22 protein-coding genes are annotated in these 19,743 nt (G+C 36.5%); 18 read left to right on the top strand and 4 right to left on the bottom strand.

From position 1 onward, the window contains the following. Positions 1–66 precede the first annotated feature (66 nt). The 12 genes from AC3WVZ_RS20205 to AC3WVZ_RS20150 all read left to right on the top strand — a co-directional run bounded on the left by AC3WVZ_RS20205 (position 67) and on the right by AC3WVZ_RS20150 (position 10,623). On the top strand, positions 67–465 hold the full coding sequence (locus AC3WVZ_RS20205) for a cytidine deaminase (RefSeq protein WP_001086283.1): 399 nt from the start codon (positions 67–69) through the stop codon (positions 463–465). After that, positions 458–1,363 (top strand): GTPase Era, encoded by a 906-nt coding sequence (era, locus tag AC3WVZ_RS20200; protein WP_001080230.1) that lies wholly within the window; start codon positions 458–460, stop codon positions 1,361–1,363. Before AC3WVZ_RS20205 ends, era begins: the two co-directional genes overlap by 8 nt. A gap of 176 nt (positions 1,364–1,539) precedes the next feature. After that, complete coding sequence (locus AC3WVZ_RS20195; RefSeq protein ID WP_000883924.1) at positions 1,540–1,683, top strand: YqzL family protein; 144 nt, start codon at positions 1,540–1,542, stop codon at positions 1,681–1,683. Positions 1,684–1,716: 33 nt separating this feature from the next. After that, entirely contained in the window at positions 1,717–2,463 is a 747-nt protein-coding gene (recO, locus tag AC3WVZ_RS20190) for a DNA repair protein RecO (protein ID WP_000487009.1), read from the top strand. Between the two features lie 107 nt (positions 2,464–2,570). Next, complete coding sequence (gene ccpN / locus AC3WVZ_RS20185) at positions 2,571–3,203, top strand: transcriptional regulator CcpN (RefSeq protein ID WP_233936593.1); 633 nt, start codon at positions 2,571–2,573, stop codon at positions 3,201–3,203. Between the two features lie 29 nt (positions 3,204–3,232). Then, complete coding sequence (locus AC3WVZ_RS20180) at positions 3,233–4,045, top strand: pyruvate, water dikinase regulatory protein (RefSeq protein WP_000368944.1); 813 nt, start codon at positions 3,233–3,235, stop codon at positions 4,043–4,045. Between the two features lie 635 nt (positions 4,046–4,680). Beyond that, positions 4,681–4,824, top strand: coding sequence for a hypothetical protein (locus AC3WVZ_RS20175; RefSeq protein ID WP_233935312.1), 144 nt, complete (start codon positions 4,681–4,683; stop codon positions 4,822–4,824). Between the two features lie 81 nt (positions 4,825–4,905). Next, positions 4,906–6,702: a DNA primase gene (gene dnaG / locus AC3WVZ_RS20170; protein WP_000528221.1), complete on the top strand. Its 1,797-nt coding sequence runs from the start codon at positions 4,906–4,908 to the stop codon at positions 6,700–6,702. 59 nt (positions 6,703–6,761) lie between these two features. Next, on the top strand, positions 6,762–7,889 hold the full coding sequence (gene rpoD / locus AC3WVZ_RS20165; protein WP_000764065.1) for an RNA polymerase sigma factor RpoD: 1,128 nt from the start codon (positions 6,762–6,764) through the stop codon (positions 7,887–7,889). Positions 7,890–8,275: 386 nt separating this feature from the next. Beyond that, positions 8,276–8,632 carry a cytochrome c550 gene (gene cccA / locus AC3WVZ_RS20160; protein ID WP_000828141.1) on the top strand — a complete coding sequence of 119 codons (357 nt, stop codon included), beginning with the start codon at positions 8,276–8,278 and terminating at the stop codon, positions 8,630–8,632. A 165-nt stretch (positions 8,633–8,797) separates the two neighbouring features. Beyond that, positions 8,798–9,505, top strand: coding sequence for a tRNA (adenine(22)-N(1))-methyltransferase (locus AC3WVZ_RS20155; protein ID WP_001006542.1), 708 nt, complete (start codon positions 8,798–8,800; stop codon positions 9,503–9,505). Then, complete coding sequence (locus AC3WVZ_RS20150; RefSeq protein WP_000036244.1) at positions 9,502–10,623, top strand: Nif3-like dinuclear metal center hexameric protein; 1,122 nt, start codon at positions 9,502–9,504, stop codon at positions 10,621–10,623. The genes AC3WVZ_RS20155 and AC3WVZ_RS20150 overlap by 4 nt, the downstream gene beginning before the upstream one ends. Positions 10,624–10,663: 40 nt before the next feature. Here AC3WVZ_RS20150 and AC3WVZ_RS20145 read toward each other — a convergent pair whose 3' ends face one another. Next, positions 10,664–11,614, bottom strand: coding sequence for a 4-hydroxy-3-methylbut-2-enyl diphosphate reductase (locus AC3WVZ_RS20145; protein ID WP_000706662.1), 951 nt, complete (start codon positions 11,612–11,614; stop codon positions 10,664–10,666). An 89-nt stretch (positions 11,615–11,703) separates the two neighbouring features. Further along, a complete protein-coding gene (locus AC3WVZ_RS20140; protein ID WP_233935311.1) occupies positions 11,704–12,438 on the bottom strand; it encodes a YqfQ family protein in 735 nt (244 codons plus the stop codon). Between the two features lie 181 nt (positions 12,439–12,619). Between AC3WVZ_RS20140 and AC3WVZ_RS20135 the strand changes: the two genes are divergently transcribed. After that, the gene (locus tag AC3WVZ_RS20135; protein ID WP_000194017.1) at positions 12,620–13,930 is read left to right on the top strand and encodes a DEAD/DEAH box helicase; all 1,311 of its coding nucleotides are present in this window, start codon (positions 12,620–12,622) and stop codon (positions 13,928–13,930) included. A gap of 168 nt (positions 13,931–14,098) precedes the next feature. Further along, the gene (locus AC3WVZ_RS20130; protein ID WP_000912460.1) at positions 14,099–14,995 is read left to right on the top strand and encodes a deoxyribonuclease IV; all 897 of its coding nucleotides are present in this window, start codon (positions 14,099–14,101) and stop codon (positions 14,993–14,995) included. Between the two features lie 18 nt (positions 14,996–15,013). Here AC3WVZ_RS20130 and AC3WVZ_RS20125 read toward each other — a convergent pair whose 3' ends face one another. Then, entirely contained in the window at positions 15,014–15,268 is a 255-nt protein-coding gene (locus tag AC3WVZ_RS20125; protein WP_001048954.1) for a DUF2624 domain-containing protein, read from the bottom strand. A gap of 149 nt (positions 15,269–15,417) precedes the next feature. On the opposite strand from AC3WVZ_RS20125, the gene AC3WVZ_RS20120 reads away from it, so the two are divergent. The 4 genes from AC3WVZ_RS20120 to AC3WVZ_RS20105 all read left to right on the top strand — a co-directional run bounded on the left by AC3WVZ_RS20120 (position 15,418) and on the right by AC3WVZ_RS20105 (position 18,507). Then, a complete protein-coding gene (locus AC3WVZ_RS20120) occupies positions 15,418–16,296 on the top strand; it encodes a YitT family protein (protein ID WP_142408071.1) in 879 nt (292 codons plus the stop codon). A gap of 180 nt (positions 16,297–16,476) precedes the next feature. Beyond that, entirely contained in the window at positions 16,477–17,247 is a 771-nt protein-coding gene (locus AC3WVZ_RS20115) for a metal ABC transporter ATP-binding protein (RefSeq protein ID WP_001059662.1), read from the top strand. Beyond that, positions 17,247–18,080: a metal ABC transporter permease gene (locus AC3WVZ_RS20110; RefSeq protein WP_000613815.1), complete on the top strand. Its 834-nt coding sequence runs from the start codon at positions 17,247–17,249 to the stop codon at positions 18,078–18,080. Before AC3WVZ_RS20115 ends, AC3WVZ_RS20110 begins: the two co-directional genes overlap by 1 nt. Before the next feature lie 13 nt (positions 18,081–18,093). After that, positions 18,094–18,507 (top strand): Fur family transcriptional regulator, encoded by a 414-nt coding sequence (locus AC3WVZ_RS20105; protein WP_001054516.1) that lies wholly within the window; start codon positions 18,094–18,096, stop codon positions 18,505–18,507. Positions 18,508–18,586: 79 nt separating this feature from the next. Here AC3WVZ_RS20105 and ispG read toward each other — a convergent pair whose 3' ends face one another. Next, positions 18,587–19,690 carry a flavodoxin-dependent (E)-4-hydroxy-3-methylbut-2-enyl-diphosphate synthase gene (gene ispG / locus AC3WVZ_RS20100; protein ID WP_153577907.1) on the bottom strand — a complete coding sequence of 368 codons (1,104 nt, stop codon included), beginning with the start codon at positions 19,688–19,690 and terminating at the stop codon, positions 18,587–18,589. Between the last annotated feature and the right edge of the window lie 53 nt (positions 19,691–19,743).

The raw sequence follows: 19,743 nt of genomic DNA, 5'->3' as shown, positions 1-19,743 counted from the left end.
TGCCGTAAGGGCCTTTAATGAGAGAGTGTATCTCTTCATAGCTGTGAACAGGAAGGATGCGGGAATATGAATAGTAAACAATTAATTCTAGAAGCAATCGAAGCGCGTAAACAAGCGTACGTACCATATTCTAAATTTCAAGTAGGTGCAGCATTATTAACGCGCGATGGAAAAGTGTATCGTGGATGTAATGTTGAGAATGCATCATATGGCTTATGTAATTGTGCTGAAAGAACAGCTTTATTTAAGGCGGTTTCTGAAGGGGATAACGAATTTGTAGCCATTGCGGTTGTAGCAGATACAAAGCGTCCAGTACCTCCTTGTGGAGCATGTCGACAAGTTATGGTAGAATTATGTAAACAGGATACGAAAGTATACTTATCAAACTTACATGGTGATGTTCAAGAGACGACAGTCGGAGAATTGTTACCAGGAGCATTTTTAGCGGAGGATTTACATGAATAGAAAAGGTTATAAATCAGGTTTTGTCTCTATTATTGGCAGACCGAATGTTGGAAAATCTACATTTTTAAACCGTATTATCGGCCAGAAAATTGCTATTATGAGTGATAAGCCACAAACGACTCGTAATAAAATTCAAGGTGTATATACAGAAAATGATGCACAAGTTATTTTCATTGATACACCAGGAATACATAAACCTAAACATAAATTAGGCGACTTCATGGTAAAGATGGCGCAAACGACATTAAAAGAAGTTGATATTGTTCTGTTTATGGTTAATGCAGTTGAAGGATTTGGCCGTGGTGAGGAATTCATCATTGAGAAATTAAAAGAAACGAAACAACCAGTATTTTTAGTCATTAATAAAATTGACCAACTTCATCCAGAGCAATTACTAGAGTTAATTGATCAATATCGTAAACTACATGAATTTGCAGAGATTGTACCAATTTCTGCGTTAGACGGTAATAATGTGGACGCTTTAATTGGAACAATTAAAAAGTATTTACCAGAAGGACCACAATACTATCCAGAGAATCAAGTAACGGATCATCCGGAGAGATTTATTATTGCAGAGCTTATTCGTGAGAAAGTACTACATTTAACACGTGAAGAAGTGCCGCATTCTGTGGCTGTTGTTATCGATGCGATTCAAAAGCGTGAGGGCGGGGCAGTTTATATAAATGCAACGATTGTTGTTGAACGTGCATCACAAAAAGGAATCATCATCGGAAAACAAGGAAAAATGTTAAAAGAAGTTGGTAAGCGAGCTCGTTTTGATATTGAAGCGCTACTTGGTTCTAAAGTATTTTTAGAAGTATGGGTAAAAGTGCAAAAAGATTGGCGTAATAAAATGTCTCAGCTTCGTGACCTAGGTTTCCGCGAGGATGAGTACTAAAATAGAGTAAAGTTGTAATCAGTGGATGGTTGGTTCATCCACTGATTATTGGTTTTTATGAACTTTGATAAATTAGGAAAAATTTTTCTCACATGAAAATGGACAAAATGGGTCAATTTAATAACAACAAAGGAAATTGGTTTATAGGCTACGCTTATTGAGAAAGGTGGATTCTTATGCTAGATTTTACCTGGAAGTTTTTCTCCAAAACAGGAAGCATTGAAACGTACTTGCTTTTGAAAGAAATGGAAAAAGACGTAAACGATGAGATGGATCAACATGAAGAGGAGCTAGCGCATCTAGACTCTCCAATTTCTTGACCCGTTTTGTTCAAACCTTGGATGGTGACGAACATGTTTCAAAAAGTTGAGGGCATCGTTATCCGTACGACAGATTACGGAGAAACGAACAAAATTGTTACAATATTCTCAAGAGAACTTGGTAAGGTAAGTGCAATGGCAAGAGGGGCAAAAAAACCGAAAAGCCGATTAGCATCTGTGTCGCAATTAATGACACATGGCCATTTTCTAATTCAAATGGGATCTGGGCTTGGAACATTGCAACAAGGCGAGATTATTTCAACTATGAAAGAAATTCGCGAGGATATATTTTTAACTGCTTATGCATCATTTATTGTTGAGTTAACTGATAAAGCAACAGAAGATAAAAAACATAATCCGTATTTATTTGAAATGTTATATCAAACGTTGCATTATATGTGTGAGGGTGTTGATCCAGAAGTATTATCATTAATTTATCAAACGAAAATGCTTCCGGTATTAGGGATGCGCCCGTACTTTGATACATGTGCGATTTGTCATCAAGAAACAGACTTTGTCGCCTTCTCCGTCAGGGAAGGCGGTTTTCTGTGCTCACGTCATGCAGAGCAAGACCCATATCGTATACCGGTAGGAGAAGCTGTTCATAAATTATTACGTCTTTTCTTCCATTTCGATTTACATAGGCTCGGAAATGTATCGGTAAAGGATAGCACAAAAAAACAAATGCGTTTAGTATTGAATACATATTATGATGAATATTGCGGAATTTATTTGAAATCAAGACGTTTTTTAGAACAACTTGATAAGTTTCAAATATAATTTTGGGCCGTATACGGTCCTTTTTACATACTTTCTTTTTCGAATAGCATATTTAGTATATAATATTTAAGAGATAGTATAACTTTTTTCGTTGTGCATTAAAGGTGGTGATTATCATAGAGCTGAATAAACGGCAAGAACATATCATTCAGATTGTAAAAGATCACGGTCCTATTACAGGGGAATCAATTGCAGCGCAATTGGGTCTAACACGTGCGACGCTAAGACCAGACTTAGCAATTTTAACGATGGCTGGTTATTTAGAAGCACGTCCACGCGTAGGTTATTTTTATACGGGTAAAACTGGGGGGCAGCTATTATCTGAAGCTGTTAAGAAAATTAAAGTACAAGATTATCAATCTAGACCGGTTGTAATTGATAAAAATGTTTCCGTATACGATGCAATTTGTACGATGTTTTTAGAGGACGTTGGTACATTGTTCGTTGTAGATCGGATGACTCTATTAGTTGGTGTTGTGTCTCGTAAAGATTTATTAAGAGCGAGCTTAGGAAAGCAGGATTTAACCTCTCTTCCGGTTAATATTATCATGACAAGGATGCCAAACATTGCGATGTGTCGTAGAGAGGATTCTTTATATGATATTGCGATGGAATTAATAGAAAGACAGATTGATGCAATGCCAGTTGTAAAAGATACGAAACAAGGTTTAGAAGTGATTGGGCGAATTACAAAAACAAATATTACACGTGCGTTTGTAAATTTAGTAAATAACGAATAAGTGTAATTTGTTTAAAGTGAGGTAATGTAATGGATAATAAAATCGTATATGTCGTATCTGACTCTGTAGGGGAAACGGCTGATTTGGTTGTTCGAGCAGCAATGGGGCAATTCCCATTTGCTCCTGATATTAGACGTGTACCGTATGTAGAAGATACAGGGACATTAAAAGAAGTGATTTCGATTGCTAAGAGTAATCAAGCACTTATATGTTTTACGTTAGTTAAGCCTGATATGCGCCAGTATTTAGTAACAGAGGCTGCAAAAGAAGGGGTAGAGGCATACGATATTATCGGCCCTCTTATTGATCAAATTGAAGAAATTACGGGGCAAGTGCCGAGATATGAGCCAGGTGTTGTCCGTAGGTTAGATGAAGAATACTTTAAAAAGATTGAAGCGATTGAGTTTGCTGTGAAGTATGATGACGGCAGAGATGCACGAGGTATTTTAAAAGCAGATATCGTGTTGATTGGTGTTTCGCGTACATCAAAAACACCACTTTCCCAATATTTAGCTCATAACAAACGCTTGAAAGTTGCGAATGTACCACTCGTGCCAGAAGTTGACCCACCTGAAGAACTATATCAAGTGGCAAAAGAAAAATGTTTCGGTTTGAAAATTACGCCAGATAAGTTAAATCATATTCGAAAAGAACGATTAAAATCACTTGGATTAAGTGATGGAGCAACATATGCAAATATTAATCGTATTCAAGAAGAAATTGATCATTTTGAGGAAGTAATTAGTAAAATAAATTGCCAAGTAATCGATGTATCGAATAAAGCGATTGAAGAAACAGCAAATATTATTGTGAATGCAGTGCAAAACCAAAAAATGTTTTAGCACATTTACCAAAGGTGAATGTGCTTTTTTCGCTCGTGTGAAATATGATACCTATGGATTTTGTAATAGATTGTAGTGTAATGGTTATACTTATACTCCTTTGTCTTTTAGTATATTCAAGGTGTGAGTTTGTCATCCTGAAATGTAAGATGAAAAAATAAAGGGATATGTAGCGTAGTTGAAGAAAATATATTATAATAAAAAATTGTGATAAAAACCTATATTTTACGTTTAGACTTTAATTTTTCAGAATAAACTAGGGATAGGATTTACGAAAAAGACATGTAATTACGTTAAATCGACAAAATCTATACAAGAAAACGCACATTATGGAAGGATTCACAGAAGGGATGTAGAATACAGAAATATGCAAAACATCAACAACATATTAGTTGGTGTAGATGTATATCCCGTGAAGGCTGAAATTGTGCAAGTTGGAGCGGAATTTCATGTCGGAATTTTGTTTGTCGCATCATATGCTCATCCTTTAAGGAAATAGCAAGGCAATTGGATCATTGTAGATACTGAACAAAATGGAGTTGATTGTTATATGGATCAACATGAAAAAGTTACAGATCTCAAGATCAAACAGTATATGTGGCTTGCTACTCTTCTTGGAAAAAGGTGTATATGTATTGTTTCTAAGAGATACATTTGTAACAGATGAGCAAATGTATACAATTTTATATAGCAAGTATGTATATGCGATTTATGCAGATAAAGGACCTATAGGAAAGATTCAAAATCGTTTATACAATGTAATCGGCAACACTTTCTAACAAGTTTAGAAAAATATTGTCGAATTATAAAGGAATTTTTTAATTTATATCGAATACAAAATACGACACGGAGATGGAGTTATGGGGAACAGAATTCCCGAAGAAGTTGTTGAACAGATTCGGACATCATCCGATATTGTAGAAGTCATTGGTGAATACGTTCAACTTAGAAAACAGGGGCGTAACTATTTCGGCCTTTGTCCATTTCATGGTGAGAATTCTCCTTCATTCTCTGTTTCATCTGATAAGCAAATTTTTCATTGCTTCGGATGTGGAGAAGGTGGAAATGTATTTTCCTTTCTAATGAAAATGGAAGGACTGGCTTTTACCGAGGCTGTTCAAAAGCTAGGCGAAAGAAATGGAATTGCGGTTGCAGAGTACACATCAGGACAAGGACAACAAGAAGACATATCTGATGACACTGTCATCATGCAACAAGCTCATGAATTATTGAAAAAGTATTATCATCATTTATTAGTAAATACGGAAGAGGGAAATGAAGCACTTTCATATTTATTAAACCGTGGTATTACGAAAGAGATGATTGAGAAGTTTGAAATTGGTTATGCATCACCTGCTTGGGATGCGGCGACGAAAATTTTACAAAAAAGAGGTTTATCGCTGTCTAGTATGGAACAAGCTGGCCTTCTAATAAGAAGTGAGAAGGATGGTAGTCATTACGATCGCTTCCGTGGAAGAGTTATGTTCCCGATCTATACGTTACAAGGTAAGGTGATAGCGTTTAGTGGAAGGGCGTTAGGGGATGACACTCCGAAATATTTAAATAGCCCTGAAACACCGATTTTTCACAAAAGTAAATTGTTGTATAACTTCCACCAAGCAAGACCGTTTATTAGAAAGCGTGGGCAAGTGGTTCTTTTTGAAGGATATGCCGATGTACTAGCTGCGGTAAAAAGTGGTGTGGAAGAAGCTGTTGCGACAATGGGAACAGCTTTAACTGAAGAACAAGCAAAACTTCTGCGACGTAACGTTGAAACTGTTGTTCTTTGCTATGATGGTGATAAAGCAGGGCGAGAAGCGACGATGAAAGCAGGGCAATTATTGCTAAAAGTTGGTTGCCAAGTGAAAGTCACATCCTTGCCAGATAAGCTTGATCCTGATGAATATGTGCAACAATATGGGACTACCGCTTTTGAAAATCTTGTGAAATCAAGTGTGAGTTTTGTTGGTTTTAAAATAAATTATTTGCGTTTAGGGAAAAATTTGCAAGATGAGTCTGGCAAAGAAGAATATGTGAAAAGTGTTTTAAAAGAGTTATCGTTGTTACAAGATGCGATGCAGGCAGAGTCATATTTGAAGTCATTATCGCAAGAATTTTCGTATTCAATGGAAACACTTTTGAATCAATTGCACCAATATCGCAAAGAACAAAAGGTACAGCAAAAACAAATAAAGCAGGTTGCTAAACCGTCTCAAGTCGTTCAAACAAAACCGAAGTTAACAGGTTTTGAAAGAGCGGAAAGAGAAATTATTTACCATATGTTGCAAAGTGCAGAAGTAGCTGTTCGTATGGAATCCCATATAGAAGATTTTCATACAGAAGAACATAAAGGGATTTTATATGAACTATACGCATATTATGAAAAGGGAAATGAACCTTCAGTCGGAACATTTTTAAGTTGGCTCTCTGATGAAAAGTTGAAAAATATTATCACTGATATTTCGACGGATGAATTTATTAATCCAGAATACACAGAAGAAGTGTTACAAGGCCATTTGGAGACGCTTAGGCGGCATCAGGAAAAACTTGAAAAGATGGAGATCATCTTTAAAGTGAAACAAATGGAAAAAACAGATCCTGTAGAGGCTGCTAAATATTATGTAGCATATTTACAAAATCAAAAAGCGAGAAAATAGCTTTTTTGATAAAGTTTTAGTATAATGAATGTTTGTATCTCGCGTAAGGAGGGGAACAGATGGCTGACAAACCAGCTCGTTCTAAACAAATTGAAACTGAAATGACCCTTGAGCAAGTGAAAGAACAACTCACTGAGCTCGGAAAAAAACGTGGCGTTCTTACATATGAAGAGATTGCAGAACGCATGAATGGATTTGAAATTGAATCCGATCAAATGGATGAATACTATGAATATTTAGGTGAACAAGGCATTGACTTAGTTGGTGATAATGACAACGAAGAAGGCCCTAATAATCGCCAAATTTCAAAAACAGAAGAAGAGTTTGACCTCAATGATTTAAGTGTACCACCAGGGGTTAAAATCAACGATCCTGTTCGTATGTATTTAAAAGAAATTGGTCGTGTAGACTTACTATCTGCAGAAGAAGAAATTCGACTTGCAACGCGTATTGAAGAAGGCGATGAAGAAGCAAAACGTCGTCTTGCAGAAGCAAACTTACGTCTTGTAGTAAGTATTGCAAAGCGCTATGTAGGCCGTGGTATGCTTTTCTTAGACTTAATTCAAGAAGGTAATATGGGTCTAATTAAAGCTGTTGAAAAGTTCGATTATCGTAAAGGTTTCAAATTTAGTACGTATGCAACTTGGTGGATTCGCCAAGCTATTACACGTGCCATTGCAGACCAAGCGCGAACAATTCGTATTCCAGTCCATATGGTTGAAACGATTAACAAGTTAATTCGTGTACAACGCCAATTATTACAAGATTTAGGTCGTGAACCGTCTCCTGAAGAGATTGGTGAAGAAATGGATCTTGCTCCAGAAAAAGTACGTGAAATCTTAAAAATTGCACAGGAGCCAGTTTCTCTTGAAACACCAATTGGTGAAGAAGATGACTCTCATTTAGGTGACTTTATTGAAGACCAAGAAGCAACATCGCCTGCGGACCATGCAGCCTATGAATTGCTAAAAGAACAATTAGAAGATGTGTTAGATACGCTAACAGATCGTGAAGAAAATGTTCTACGTCTTCGTTTCGGTTTAGATGATGGACGAACTCGTACGCTTGAAGAAGTTGGGAAAGTATTTGGCGTAACGAGAGAGCGTATCCGTCAAATTGAAGCAAAAGCACTTCGCAAATTAAGACATCCAAGCCGTAGTAAGCGTCTTAAGGATTTCTTAGAATAGGTTATTTTTTAAGTTTACTTCACCATTGTGAAGTAAACTTTTTTATTTTGTTAATTTTTGTTAAAATTTAGCTATCGGCAACGATTACAATTTCTTGTAATTTATTTTACAGAATTGTCTTTTGATTTGCAAATGCTCATTTTTCGATTTTTCGATTAATTTTGTTTATTTTATACAAAAATATATGTAGAAAAGCGAAAAATATGATGAGAAACGTTAATAATTATCGAAATAATAAGCGATATGACAATAAAAAACAATAAACTGAATTTATGGAATATTTTTAACAAGTGGTAGTTTACTCTTTTCTGATAGAGCGTTTTCAAGTACAATGGAAATGACTGAATCATCTAACTATTTAGGGGTATAGAGGGGGGAGAAGAGATATGAAACGTAATCCGCTGATTCCGTTCGCTCTTATTGCAGCATTGGGTATTATCGTTATGTTTGTATTTTCATTTCAGGGGCTAAATAAATCTAAAGAGTTAGCTGATGCAAAAAATGGCGGGAAGCCAGCACAAACGGCATCAAAACCAGAAGATATTGTGAAGCAAAGCTGTACGAGCTGCCATGGTGATCAGTTACAAGGGGCAGTTGGACCTAACTTGCAAAAAATTGGTGGGAAACTTTCAAAGGATGAAATTAAAGAAATTCTTTCGAAAGGAAAAGGCAATATGCCTGCCAATATAGTTCCAGCTGATCAAGCCGCTAAAGTAGCTGATTGGTTATCGAAGAAAAAATAAAGTTCCGTATGACAAGCCTTTTGCTTATGCAAAGGGCTTGTTTTTCTATATTTTCTAAAATACGATGAATGATAGAGCAGTGAATTGTTGTTATGGGCTTGCAACAACTACTATAAATTCATTATCATGGAGACAGACTGACAAGAGAAGGAGTAATGGAAATACATGAATGAAGTAAAGCTTTCAAAACGATTAGAAGAAGTTGTACGTGAAATACCAGTAGGATCTACAGTCGCTGATATTGGATCGGATCATGCGTATTTACCGTGTTATACAATTATAAATAATATTGCTACAAAAGCAGTTGCAGGAGAGGTTGTAGATGGACCATTTCGCTCTGCGCAAGCAACTGTAGCTGAAAGTGGTTTACAAGATAAAGTAGATGTGCGTAAAGGGAATGGATTAGCTGTTATCGCACCAGGAGAAGTAGATGTAATTACGGTTGCCGGAATGGGCGGAGCGTTAATTCGTGACATTTTAGAAAGTGGTAAAGAAAAATTAGAAGGTGTAACACGTTTAATTTTACAGCCTAATATTGCAGCGCATCATATTCGTGAATGGTTTATTGAGAATGGTTGGGAGCTTATCCATGAAAAAATCGTAAAAGAAGATGGGAAAATTTACGAAATTTTAGTAGGGGAGCGAGGAAATGTTGCAGCGCCTTACTCTGAAAATAAACAAGCTGAATTGTTTATGGGACCATTTTTAATAACAGAAAAAAGTGAAGCCTTCGTTGAAAAATGGGAAGGAGAATTAAAAAACTTCCAAAATATTTTAAAACAGTTAGAACGTGCGGCTGATTCTGAAGAAACAAAGGCGAAGCGTGGGGAAGTAGAAGCGAAAATGAAAATGATAGGGGAGGTTTTATCATGAGTAAAATTCCAAATGGCCATGAAATTATTTCTTTATTTGAAAGTATGTATCCGAAGCATTTGGCGATGGAAGGAGATAAGATTGGACTGCAGATTGGAGCGCTTAATAAACCCGTGCGGCACGTATTGATTGCGTTAGATGTAACGGAAGAAGTTGTGGATGAAGCAATTCAATTAGGGGCAAATGTCATTATTGCTCATCATCCTTTAATTTTTAACCCGTTAAAAGCGATTCATACAGATAAGGCGTATGGGAAAATTATTGAAAAGTGTATTAAAAATGATATTGCAATCTATGCAGCGCATACAAATGTGGATGTTGCTAAGGGCGGGGTAAATGATTTACTTGCTGAGGCGTTAGGATTGCAAAATACAGAAGTTTTGGCACCGACATATGCAGAAGAAATGAAAAAAGTTGTTGTGTTTGTGCCAGTCACTCATGCAGAAGAAGTAAGGAATGCATTAGGAGACGCAGGTGCTGGTCATATCGGCAATTATAGCCACTGTACGTTTAGTAGCGAGGGTACAGGCACATTTGTACCTCAAGAGGGGACAAATCCTTATATCGGGGAAACTGGACAGTTAGAACGTGTAAAAGAAGTGCGAATCGAAACGATTATTCCAGTTTCATTACAGCGGAAAGTGATTAAAGCAATGGTAACGGCGCACCCTTATGAAGAAGTAGCATACGATGTGTATCCGCTTGATAATAAAGGTGAAACGTTAGGCCTAGGAAAAATAGGATACTTACAAGAAGAAATGACGCTTGGTCAATTTGCAGAACATGTGAAACAATCATTAGACGTGAAGGGCGCAAGAGTTGTCGGTAAGTTAGACGATAAAGTGCGTAAAGTAGCTGTACTTGGTGGAGATGGTAATAAATATATAAACCAAGCGAAATTTAAAGGAGCAGATGTATATGTAACTGGTGACATGTACTATCATGTTGCTCATGATGCGATGATGCTCGGTTTAAATATAGTTGACCCAGGACATAATGTTGAAAAAGTAATGAAACAAGGTGTACAAAAGCAATTACAAGAAAAAGTGGATGCAAAGAAACTCAATGTACACATTCATGCTTCGCAGTTACATACAGATCCATTTATATTTGTATAAGAAAAATAAAAACCGTTGCTCATGCAAGCAACGGTTTTTATTATTGTTCTTTTTTCACTTTCACGCGAGGTAATATTTTTTGTAACGGTACTTTTCGAACTCTTTCCCATGTAGCGGGATTCATTGGGTTATATTGCTCTAAGAAAGCGATAACTTCTTTCGTAATTGGCGTTGGAGTAGAAGCACCTGCTGTAACAGCTACGTTTTCTACACCTTGTAGCCACTCTAATTGAATTTCGCTTACATCAGCAACTCGATATGCTTTTGTACCCGCGATTTCTTGTGATACTTGTGCTAAGCGATTTGAATTGTTACTTTTCGGATCACCAACAACAATTGTTAAGTCTGCAACATCAGCTTGTTTAGCGACAGCTTCTTGGCGAACTTGAGTTGCTAAACAAATTTCTTTATGGAATTCTGCTGTTGGGAATTTTTTTTGAATGTCCTCCATTAAATGTTGAACATCCCATTGACTCATCGTTGTTTGATTTGTTACTAAAATTTTATCTGTTGGGATTTCTAATGTTTTTAAATCATCGGCTCTTTCGATAAGGTGAACGATGTCAGGTGCAATACCAACTGCGCCTTCTGGCTCTGGATGATTTTTTTTACCGATATAAATGACATGATACCCTTCCGCTTTCTTAGCTTCGATAAGGTCATGCGTCTTGGTAACATCTGGGCAAGTAGCATCGATTGTTGTTAAACCTTTTTCTTTTGCGCGTTGTTTAACTTCTGGAGAAACACCGTGTGCAGTGAAAATAACAGTACCAGAATCAATTTTATCTAAAATTTCTAAGCGACTTGGACCGTCTAATGTGATGATTCCATCTTCTTCAAAAGCGTCTGTAACATGTTTATTGTGAACAATCATACCTAAAATATAAATGGGTCTCGGCAATGATTTATCTAATGCGGCGTTACGTGCAATTACCATTGCATCGACAACACCGTAGCAATAACCACGAGGGGAAATTTTAACAATTTTCATATGAGTAATCCTCTCCTTCTAAACAAGGGATACTTTTGTGCATAGTCTTTTACATTATAAAGGAGGAGTGGATAGAAAACAAAGGATTGTTACACATATAGTTTTGGTTTTGTTGCTGTTTGTTGAACTGGTTCTTTCGGTAACTCTTTTTCTATTACAGGTTCAATCACTATTTTCTTTCGTTTTCGTTTCTTTTTTTGAGGTGCAGGAGGCGGACTTTCTACTTCAACTGGCTCTGTTACATTTTCCGTTTGATTTTCTTCCGTGCTTTTTCCAGAGGTGAGGATTTTAACAATGCTTGGTAGACTACGCATAATAGGACCGTACTGTTCGACGACAGGACCTACAGATTGAACGACTTGGGATACTTTTTCGATGTTATTTATCATATTAGTTGGATTTGAAATTAAGTTCGAAAAAAAACTGCCGATGCCACTGCTTGCTGTTGCCGCAGCTGTAGTTGTGCCCCCGCGCGTTTCAGTTGATTCATACATTTGAGGCGGTATCATTTGCTCAGGATATTGCTGCATGTATGGTTGATATTGTGGATGTTGCTGCGGATATTGTTGTTGGTATTGCTGCGGATAATGCTGTTGATATTGGGGCGGTGGTGGTTGCTGATGCATCATCGGTTGCCCTTCCATTTGTCGGTAAGGTGGAACCATTTGCATAAAAGGCTCGGTTGGATCGTGTTTTTTAAAAAGCTTAGCAAGAAAACCTTTCTTTTTTTGTGCCATTGGTGGTAGTTGTGGAATTGGATATGGTGTATAAGGTTGCTGCCCTGGATTCGGATACATTTGCCTTGTAGGGGATTTCGGAAACATGTGAGAAATCCTCCTTTCTTCAGTTAGGTATATACACATACAATATGCAATAAAAGGGAAGAAGGTTAGTTTTTGAAGTGAAAACCTAAACTAAAGATGGATTTTACTTGTAGATTTCGATATAATGTAGACTTGACTGATTTGTGCGCGCAGTAGAAATTTTAGAAAGAAGGTGTAACTTATGACACAACAAACTTTTACACAGTATGATTTTAAACCATTTTTAATAGATGCAGTTCGTGAACTACGCTTTACAGAGCCGACAGGAATTCAGCAGAAAATTTTCCCAGTCGTGAAAAAAGGTGTAAGTGTAATTGGACAATCCCAAACAGGTTCTGGGAAAACACATGCATACTTACTTCCTACATTAAACAGAATTAATGCAAGTCGTGAAGAAGTACAACTTGTTATTACAGCGCCTACTCGTGAGTTAGCACAACAAATTTACGAAGAAATCGTGAAATTAACAAAGTTTTGTGCGGAAGACCAAATGATTACAGCACGTTGTTTAATTGGTGGAACTGATAAACAACGTTCAATTGAGAAATTGAAAAAACAACCTCATATCGTAGTTGGGACACCAGGACGTATTAAAGACTTAGTTGAAGAACAAGCATTATTTGTTCATAAAGCAAATACGATTATTGTCGATGAAGCAGACTTAATGCTTGATATGGGATTCATTCATGATGTAGACAAAATTGCAGCACGCATGCCTAAAAACTTGCAAATGTTAGTTTTCTCTGCAACAATTCCTCAAAAACTAAAACCGTTTCTGAAGAAATATATGGAGAATCCAGAGCATATTCATATCAATCCAAAACAAGTTGCAGCTGGAAACATTGAACACTATTTAGTGCCTTCTAAACATCGTAATAAAATTGATTTAGTGCATAAAATGCTACTTCAATTTAAACCGTATTTAGCAGTTGTTTTCACGAATACGAAAAAGATGGCAGACCAAGTTGCTGATGGATTAATGGAACGTGGCTTAAAAGTTGGACGAATTCATGGGGATTTATCACCACGTGATCGTAAAAAAATGATGAAACAAATTCGTGACCTTGAATTCCAATATATTGTTGCGACTGATTTAGCAGCACGTGGTATTGATATTGAAGGGATTAGCCATGTTATTAACTATGAGCTACCATCAGATTTAGATTTCTTCGTTCACCGCGTTGGAAGAACAGCACGTGCGGGGCATTCTGGTATTGCAGTGACGATTTATGATCCAGCAAACGAAGAAGCGTTAGATAGCTTAGAAAAACAACGTCATATCGAGTTTAAACATGTAGATTTACGTGGAGATGAGTGGGCAGATTTAGGTGAGCGTCGTCGTCGTAAGAGCCGTAAAAAACCAAATGACGAACTTGATGTTATGGCAACGAAAGTTATTAAAAAACCGAAAAAAGTAAAACCAAACTATAAACGTAAACTTGCAACAGAACGTGACAAAGTGAAGAGAAAATATAGCAATAAAAAAAGATAAGGGGTTTCCCTTATCTTTTTTTAATCCCGCTAATTTAAATGAAGAGTATAGTCTGTCTAAATAGTCATATGAATTTGTGTAGTGCGTCTTTTGTGAACAAACAATTCACTACATATTTCTACAAATTATGCTATCATTATATCTATTGTATATTGAAGAGGTGATTGTATGTTAAAGATTGGATCTCATGTTTCTATGAGTGGTAAGAAAATGTTATTAGCAGCAAGTGAAGAGGCTGTTTCATACGGTGCAACAACGTTTATGATTTATACAGGTGCACCGCAAAATACACGAAGAAAACCAATTGAAGAATTGAACATAGAAGCAGGAAGAAAACATATGGAGCTGAACGGAATTGAGGAAATTATCGTCCATGCGCCGTATATTATTAATGTTGGGAATACGACGAAGCCAGAAACATTCCAATTAGGCGTAGACTTTCTTCGCATGGAAATTGAAAGAACATCGGCATTAGGTGTAGCGAAACAAATTGTTCTTCACCCAGGAGCGCACGTTGGTGCTGGAGCAGATGCTGGTATTCAACAAATTATTAAAGGGCTTAATGAAGTGTTAACGCCAGAACAGACGGTTAACATTGCGTTAGAGACGATGGCAGGAAAAGGAACAGAATGCGGTCGTAGCTTTGAAGAAATTGCAAAGATTATTGATGGTGTAAAATATAATGAAAAGCTATCCGTATGCTTTGATACGTGTCATACGCACGATGCAGGATATGATATTGTAAATGACTTTGACGGCGTATTAAACGAATTTGATAAGATCGTTGGTATAGATCGTTTACAAGTACTTCATATTAATGATAGTAAAAATGTACGCGGAGCAGGAAAAGACCGTCATGAAAACATTGGATTTGGTCACATTGGGTATAAAGCATTGCATCACATTGTACATCATCCACAGTTAATGCATGTACCAAAAATTCTTGAAACACCGTATGTAGGGGAAGATAAAAAAGATAAGAAGCCCCCATATAAATTGGAAATCGAAATGCTGAAAAACGGCACTTTTGATGAAGGGCTTCTTGAAAAAATTAAAGCGCAATAAGGAGGGGAAATCCCCTCCTTATTTTAGTAGTTGCTGAAATAATGTATTTACTTGTTGGGCAGTGGCAGGGGAAGTTACTTTTGCGATCTGTTTTAAGAGCTCTAGTCGCTCGTTGTTATCGTAAATATTAATATTTTTACCCTTCATAAGTAAAACGATTTGGTCAGCTTGTGCGGCTGTAATAGGAACTTCGTATTCTTTGCTATATTTTAATAACTCTTTTGTAGAAATATGATTTAATTTTTTATTAACAATTTGTTTAATGAGGTTCATCTTATTATCCTCCTTCACGCGTTCTTCTATCGAAATATATGAGCATGTAGCTTGTACATATTCGTATGGAGTTTCTTTTTTCATGAGGAAAAGAAGCGTATGTTATAATATAAGGACGAAACTACAGAAAAAGAGTACAGGGAGGGCTTATGGAGCAAAAGCAACATCGAAAAGAAAGTATTATTCATCTCATTTATCGTTTAGTTATGATTATTTTTGGAGCAGCATGCGCGGCGGTGGCGATTGAACTATTTTTAATGCCAAATAAAATTATTGATGGTGGAATTATTGGTATTTCTCTTATATTAGATTATCTTACTCCTAACATTTGGTGGTTAAGTTTTTCTACTTTAGTCGTTGTTCTCAATATCCCATTTATGTATTCCGGTTATAAGCAAATTGGAAAAACATTTATGTTATCTTCGACATTTGGTATTGTAGCGTTAGCTTTCATTGAGTCAACGTTACATGCGGTGCCACCATTTACAACAGAACCTATTTTAGCGACAGTGTTTGGTGGGCTTATTTTAGGTCTTGGTGTAGGACTTGTAATTCGTCATGGTGGGTCGTTAGATGGAACTGAAATTATGGGGATTTTATTAACGAAGAAACTACCGTTCTCTGTTGGTGAATTCGTAATGTTTGTGAACTTATTTATTTTTGCATGGGCAGCATTTGTGTTTGGTGTGGAACAAGCGATGTATTCTGTTATGACGTACTATATCGCATTTAAAACAATCGATACAGTAATTCAAGGGCTAGATGAAACGAAGGCGGTTTTAATTGTATCTGATCAATATGAGGAAGTATCAAACGCGATTTTGCATCGTCTTGGCCGTGGAACGACAAAGCTTGTAGCGAAAGGTGGTTACACGGATAAAGAAAAAGAAGTTATTTATGCAGTTGTAACGCGTCTAGAAGTGACGAAATTAAAGTCAATTGTGCATGAAATTGATGAAAATGCATTTGTTACGATTATGAGCACGCAAGAGACAAATGGTGGTAAGTTTAAATCGGCTATTCACTAAAAAGTTTATAGGAATATTTTTTGAAAGCAGAGAATTTTTCTCTGCTTTTTGTTATAATAGTAAGGTTTCTTGAAAAAATAGATATATTTTAGGCAGATTGGTTTACAACTATAATAAGCTGTACTATAATTCAAATAGATATAAATCGGAATCATTCTGAATTAAAATAGGTGAGATGCTATGAATAATATATTAGAAATTGAAGGTTTAACATTCCGATATGAAGATCGGAATGTGTTAGAAAATATTAATTTGCAAGTTCCGAAGGGAGCTTTTTTAGGTTTAGTGGGACCGAATGGTTCAGGTAAATCAACTTTACTTAAGTGTTTATTAGGCGTTTTAAAGCCAAAAGAAGGAAGCATACGCGTGTTTGGCGTTGATAGTAAGAAGTTTAAGGAATGGAACAAAGTTGGTTATGTATCCCAAAAGGCAAATAGTTTCAATTCTGGTTTTCCAGCAACTGTTTCTGAAGTTGTCTCAATGGGACTTGTTTCGAAAAAAGGGCTTTTTCGCTTTTTTACAAAAGAGGATAAAAAAAAGGTAGAAAAAGCAATTGCTGATGTAGGGATGAGTGAGTTTCAAGGTCGTAACATTGGAGAGCTTTCTGGTGGACAGCAACAGCGTGTATTTATTGCTCGTGCGCTCGTTAGTGATCCTGAATTGCTTATTTTGGACGAGCCTACTGTTGGAATCGATGTGAAAAATGTGGAAAGTTTTTACGAAATATTAGAGGATTTAAACAAAAGGCTCGGGATCACATTAATTCTTGTTACTCATGATATGGGAGCTGTTACTGAAAAAGTAACACATGTTGCATGCCTAAACCAACATCTACATTTCCATGGAAATGTAGAGAAGTTCCGAGAGTTAGAAGATGCAGAAATGTCCGTCTTATATGGACATCATGTTCATCGTTTAGAACACGAACATGAGCATCACGGGAGGATATAATGATACAAGATTTTTTACAATATGACTTTTTACGTAATTCTTTATACGCAGGTATTTTAATTGGACTTGTTGCACCGCTAATTGGTGTGTTTGTTGTTATTCGTCGTTTATCTCTTATTGCGGATGCATTAAGTCACGTGACGTTATCGGGTATTGCAGCAAGTTTATTACTTGAAAAAACCATTTTTACAGGTGGATTTTTAAACCCCTTATATATGGGGATGATTTTCTCGATTGGTGGAGCGCTACTAATCGAAAAGTTACGAACTGTATATAAGCACTATCAAGAATTAGCAATTCCAATTATCCTTTCGGCAGGGATGGGGGTTGGAGTTATTTTCATTTCACTTGCAAATGGATTTAACACAGACTTATTTAGTTATTTATTTGGTAGTGTCAGTGCTGTAACAAGTACAGATTTAATTATTATTGGGATTGTAGCAATTGTTGTTGTTGCGACAATTATTTTATTATATAAAGAGCTGTTTCTATTATCATTTGATGAGGAATACGCAGTATCAACTGGTTTAAGAGCGAAATGGATTCACTTTATTTTCATTATATTAGTTGCTCTTGTCATTGCAGTATCAATGCGTGTAGTGGGGGTTCTTCTCGTATCATCATTAATGACATTACCAGTTGCAGCAAGTATTCGTATTGCTAAAGGATTTAAACAAACAATTTTCTTTTCCATTTTATTTGGTGAAATTGCAGTAATTGGTGGAATGTTTGCTTCGTATCAACTTGATCTAGCGCCAGGTGGTACAATTGTTATGATAGCAGTTCTTATTTTAATCGGTGCGATTTTATGGAAGAAGAAAAAAACTGCATAAAGTAGGGATAGGTATGAATCTAACAGAAGCTTTACGCCTAATGAAAGAAAAAGGATATAAACATACTGGAAAAAGAGAAGAGATGCTCAGATTATTTGCAGCACATAATCGTTATTTAACTGCGAAAGACGTTTTAGAACATATGAAAGACGATTATCCAGGGCTTAGTTTTGATACGATTTATCGTAACTTAACAGTTTTTGCTGAGATTGGTGTTTTAGAACAAACGGAATTAAATGGCGAAAAACATTTTCGTTTTACTTGTTCTATTATGGAACATCATCATCATTTTATTTGTTTGGATTGTGGGGGGACGAAAGAGATTACTTCCTGCCCAATGGATTTTATGAATAAAGATTTTACTGGTTATGAAGTAACGGGTCATAAGTTTGAAATATATGGTCGTTGTCCAAAATGTGCAAAGTAAAAGCTCGTCGGTTATGTAACTGACGAGCTTTTTTACGTAGAAAAGAAGGTTGCCCACAAATATTGTGGCAACCTTCTTTTTATTGTTCTTGTGTCTCTTTTTCTTTTTCTCGTTCAGCAGCCATTTCAGCAGCAATTACGTCGATTTCTTTTTTCAGTTCTTCTACCATTGTTTCTTCTGGTACTTTACGAACGACTTGCCCTTTACGGAATAATAATCCCTCTCCACGTGCACCGGCAATACCGATATCAGCTTCACGAGCTTCACCAGGGCCATTTACAGCGCAACCAAGTACTGCAACTTTAATTGGTACTTGAAGTGTAGAAATGTATTCTTCCACTTCGTTAGCAATGCTAATTAAATCGATTTCAATACGACCACAAGTTGGACAAGAGATAAGTGTTGCTGCATTAGACGCAAGACCGAATGATTTTAATAATTCGCGAGCAACTTTTACTTCTTCAACTGGATCAGCACTTAATGAAATACGTAGTGTATTTCCGATGCCTTTATTTAAGATTGCTCCAAGACCAGCAGCACTTTTTACAGTTCCGGCAAACAATGTTCCAGATTCTGTAATACCTAAATGTAATGGATAATCAAAAGCACGAGCAGCTTTCTCGTATGCCTCGATTGCTAAGTTAACATCAGAGGCTTTCATAGATACGATAATATCGTGGAAATCTAAGTCCTCTAAAATTTTAATATGATGTAGCGCGCTCTCAACCATACCATCTGCAGTTGGGTACCCGTACTTTTCTAAAATGTGTCGCTCCAATGAACCAGCGTTTACACCGATACGGATTGGAATACCGCGCTCTTTTGCTGCATTTACAACAGCTTCTACTTTATGGCGACGACCAATATTACCTGGATTGATACGTACTTTATCGATGCCACCTTCAATTGCTTTTAAAGCAAGGCGATAATCAAAATGAATATCAGCAACAAGTGGAATGTTGATTTGTTTTTTTATATCAGCAATAGCATCTGCTGCGCGTTCATCTGGAACGGCAACGCGGACGACTTGACAGCCGGCTTCTTCTAAACGCTTGATTTCAGCAACTGTTGCTTCAACATCATGTGTTTTTGTTGTTGTCATACTTTGTATAATTAATTCATTATTACCGCCGATTGTTAAATTACCGACTTTAACTGGACGTGTTTTTGTACGATGAGTCATTTCATTCACGAATAGATCGCTCTCCTTATAAAAGAAGTTTCTTATTTAGTCCC

The sequence above is a fragment of the Bacillus sp. CPT56D-587-MTF genome, from assembly GCF_058792335.1.
Note: the sequence above shows the minus strand (reverse complement) of the source record. Positions and strands in the feature narration are given on the sequence as shown.

Bases quoted from the DNA above. Each gene is read 5' to 3' on its own strand.
- AC3WVZ_RS20205 (WP_001086283.1), top strand. From the start codon at position 67: ATGAATAGTAAACAATTAATTCTAGAAGCAATCGAAGCGCGTAAACAA.
- era (WP_001080230.1), top strand. From the start codon at position 458: ATGAATAGAAAAGGTTATAAATCAGGTTTTGTCTCTATTATTGGCAGA.
- AC3WVZ_RS20195 (WP_000883924.1), top strand. From the start codon at position 1,540: ATGCTAGATTTTACCTGGAAGTTTTTCTCCAAAACAGGAAGCATTGAA.
- recO (WP_000487009.1), top strand. From the start codon at position 1,717: ATGTTTCAAAAAGTTGAGGGCATCGTTATCCGTACGACAGATTACGGA.
- AC3WVZ_RS20180 (WP_000368944.1), top strand. From the start codon at position 3,233: ATGGATAATAAAATCGTATATGTCGTATCTGACTCTGTAGGGGAAACG.
- dnaG (WP_000528221.1), top strand. From the start codon at position 4,906: ATGGGGAACAGAATTCCCGAAGAAGTTGTTGAACAGATTCGGACATCA.
- rpoD (WP_000764065.1), top strand. From the start codon at position 6,762: ATGGCTGACAAACCAGCTCGTTCTAAACAAATTGAAACTGAAATGACC.
- cccA (WP_000828141.1), top strand. From the start codon at position 8,276: ATGAAACGTAATCCGCTGATTCCGTTCGCTCTTATTGCAGCATTGGGT.
- AC3WVZ_RS20155 (WP_001006542.1), top strand. From the start codon at position 8,798: ATGAATGAAGTAAAGCTTTCAAAACGATTAGAAGAAGTTGTACGTGAA.
- AC3WVZ_RS20150 (WP_000036244.1), top strand. From the start codon at position 9,502: ATGAGTAAAATTCCAAATGGCCATGAAATTATTTCTTTATTTGAAAGT.
- AC3WVZ_RS20145 (WP_000706662.1), bottom strand. From the start codon at position 11,614: ATGAAAATTGTTAAAATTTCCCCTCGTGGTTATTGCTACGGTGTTGTC.
- AC3WVZ_RS20140 (WP_233935311.1), bottom strand. From the start codon at position 12,438: ATGTTTCCGAAATCCCCTACAAGGCAAATGTATCCGAATCCAGGGCAG.
- AC3WVZ_RS20135 (WP_000194017.1), top strand. From the start codon at position 12,620: ATGACACAACAAACTTTTACACAGTATGATTTTAAACCATTTTTAATA.
- AC3WVZ_RS20130 (WP_000912460.1), top strand. From the start codon at position 14,099: ATGTTAAAGATTGGATCTCATGTTTCTATGAGTGGTAAGAAAATGTTA.
- AC3WVZ_RS20125 (WP_001048954.1), bottom strand. From the start codon at position 15,268: ATGAACCTCATTAAACAAATTGTTAATAAAAAATTAAATCATATTTCT.
- AC3WVZ_RS20120 (WP_142408071.1), top strand. From the start codon at position 15,418: ATGGAGCAAAAGCAACATCGAAAAGAAAGTATTATTCATCTCATTTAT.
- AC3WVZ_RS20115 (WP_001059662.1), top strand. From the start codon at position 16,477: ATGAATAATATATTAGAAATTGAAGGTTTAACATTCCGATATGAAGAT.
- AC3WVZ_RS20110 (WP_000613815.1), top strand. From the start codon at position 17,247: ATGATACAAGATTTTTTACAATATGACTTTTTACGTAATTCTTTATAC.
- AC3WVZ_RS20105 (WP_001054516.1), top strand. From the start codon at position 18,094: ATGAATCTAACAGAAGCTTTACGCCTAATGAAAGAAAAAGGATATAAA.
- ispG (WP_153577907.1), bottom strand. From the start codon at position 19,690: ATGACTCATCGTACAAAAACACGTCCAGTTAAAGTCGGTAATTTAACA.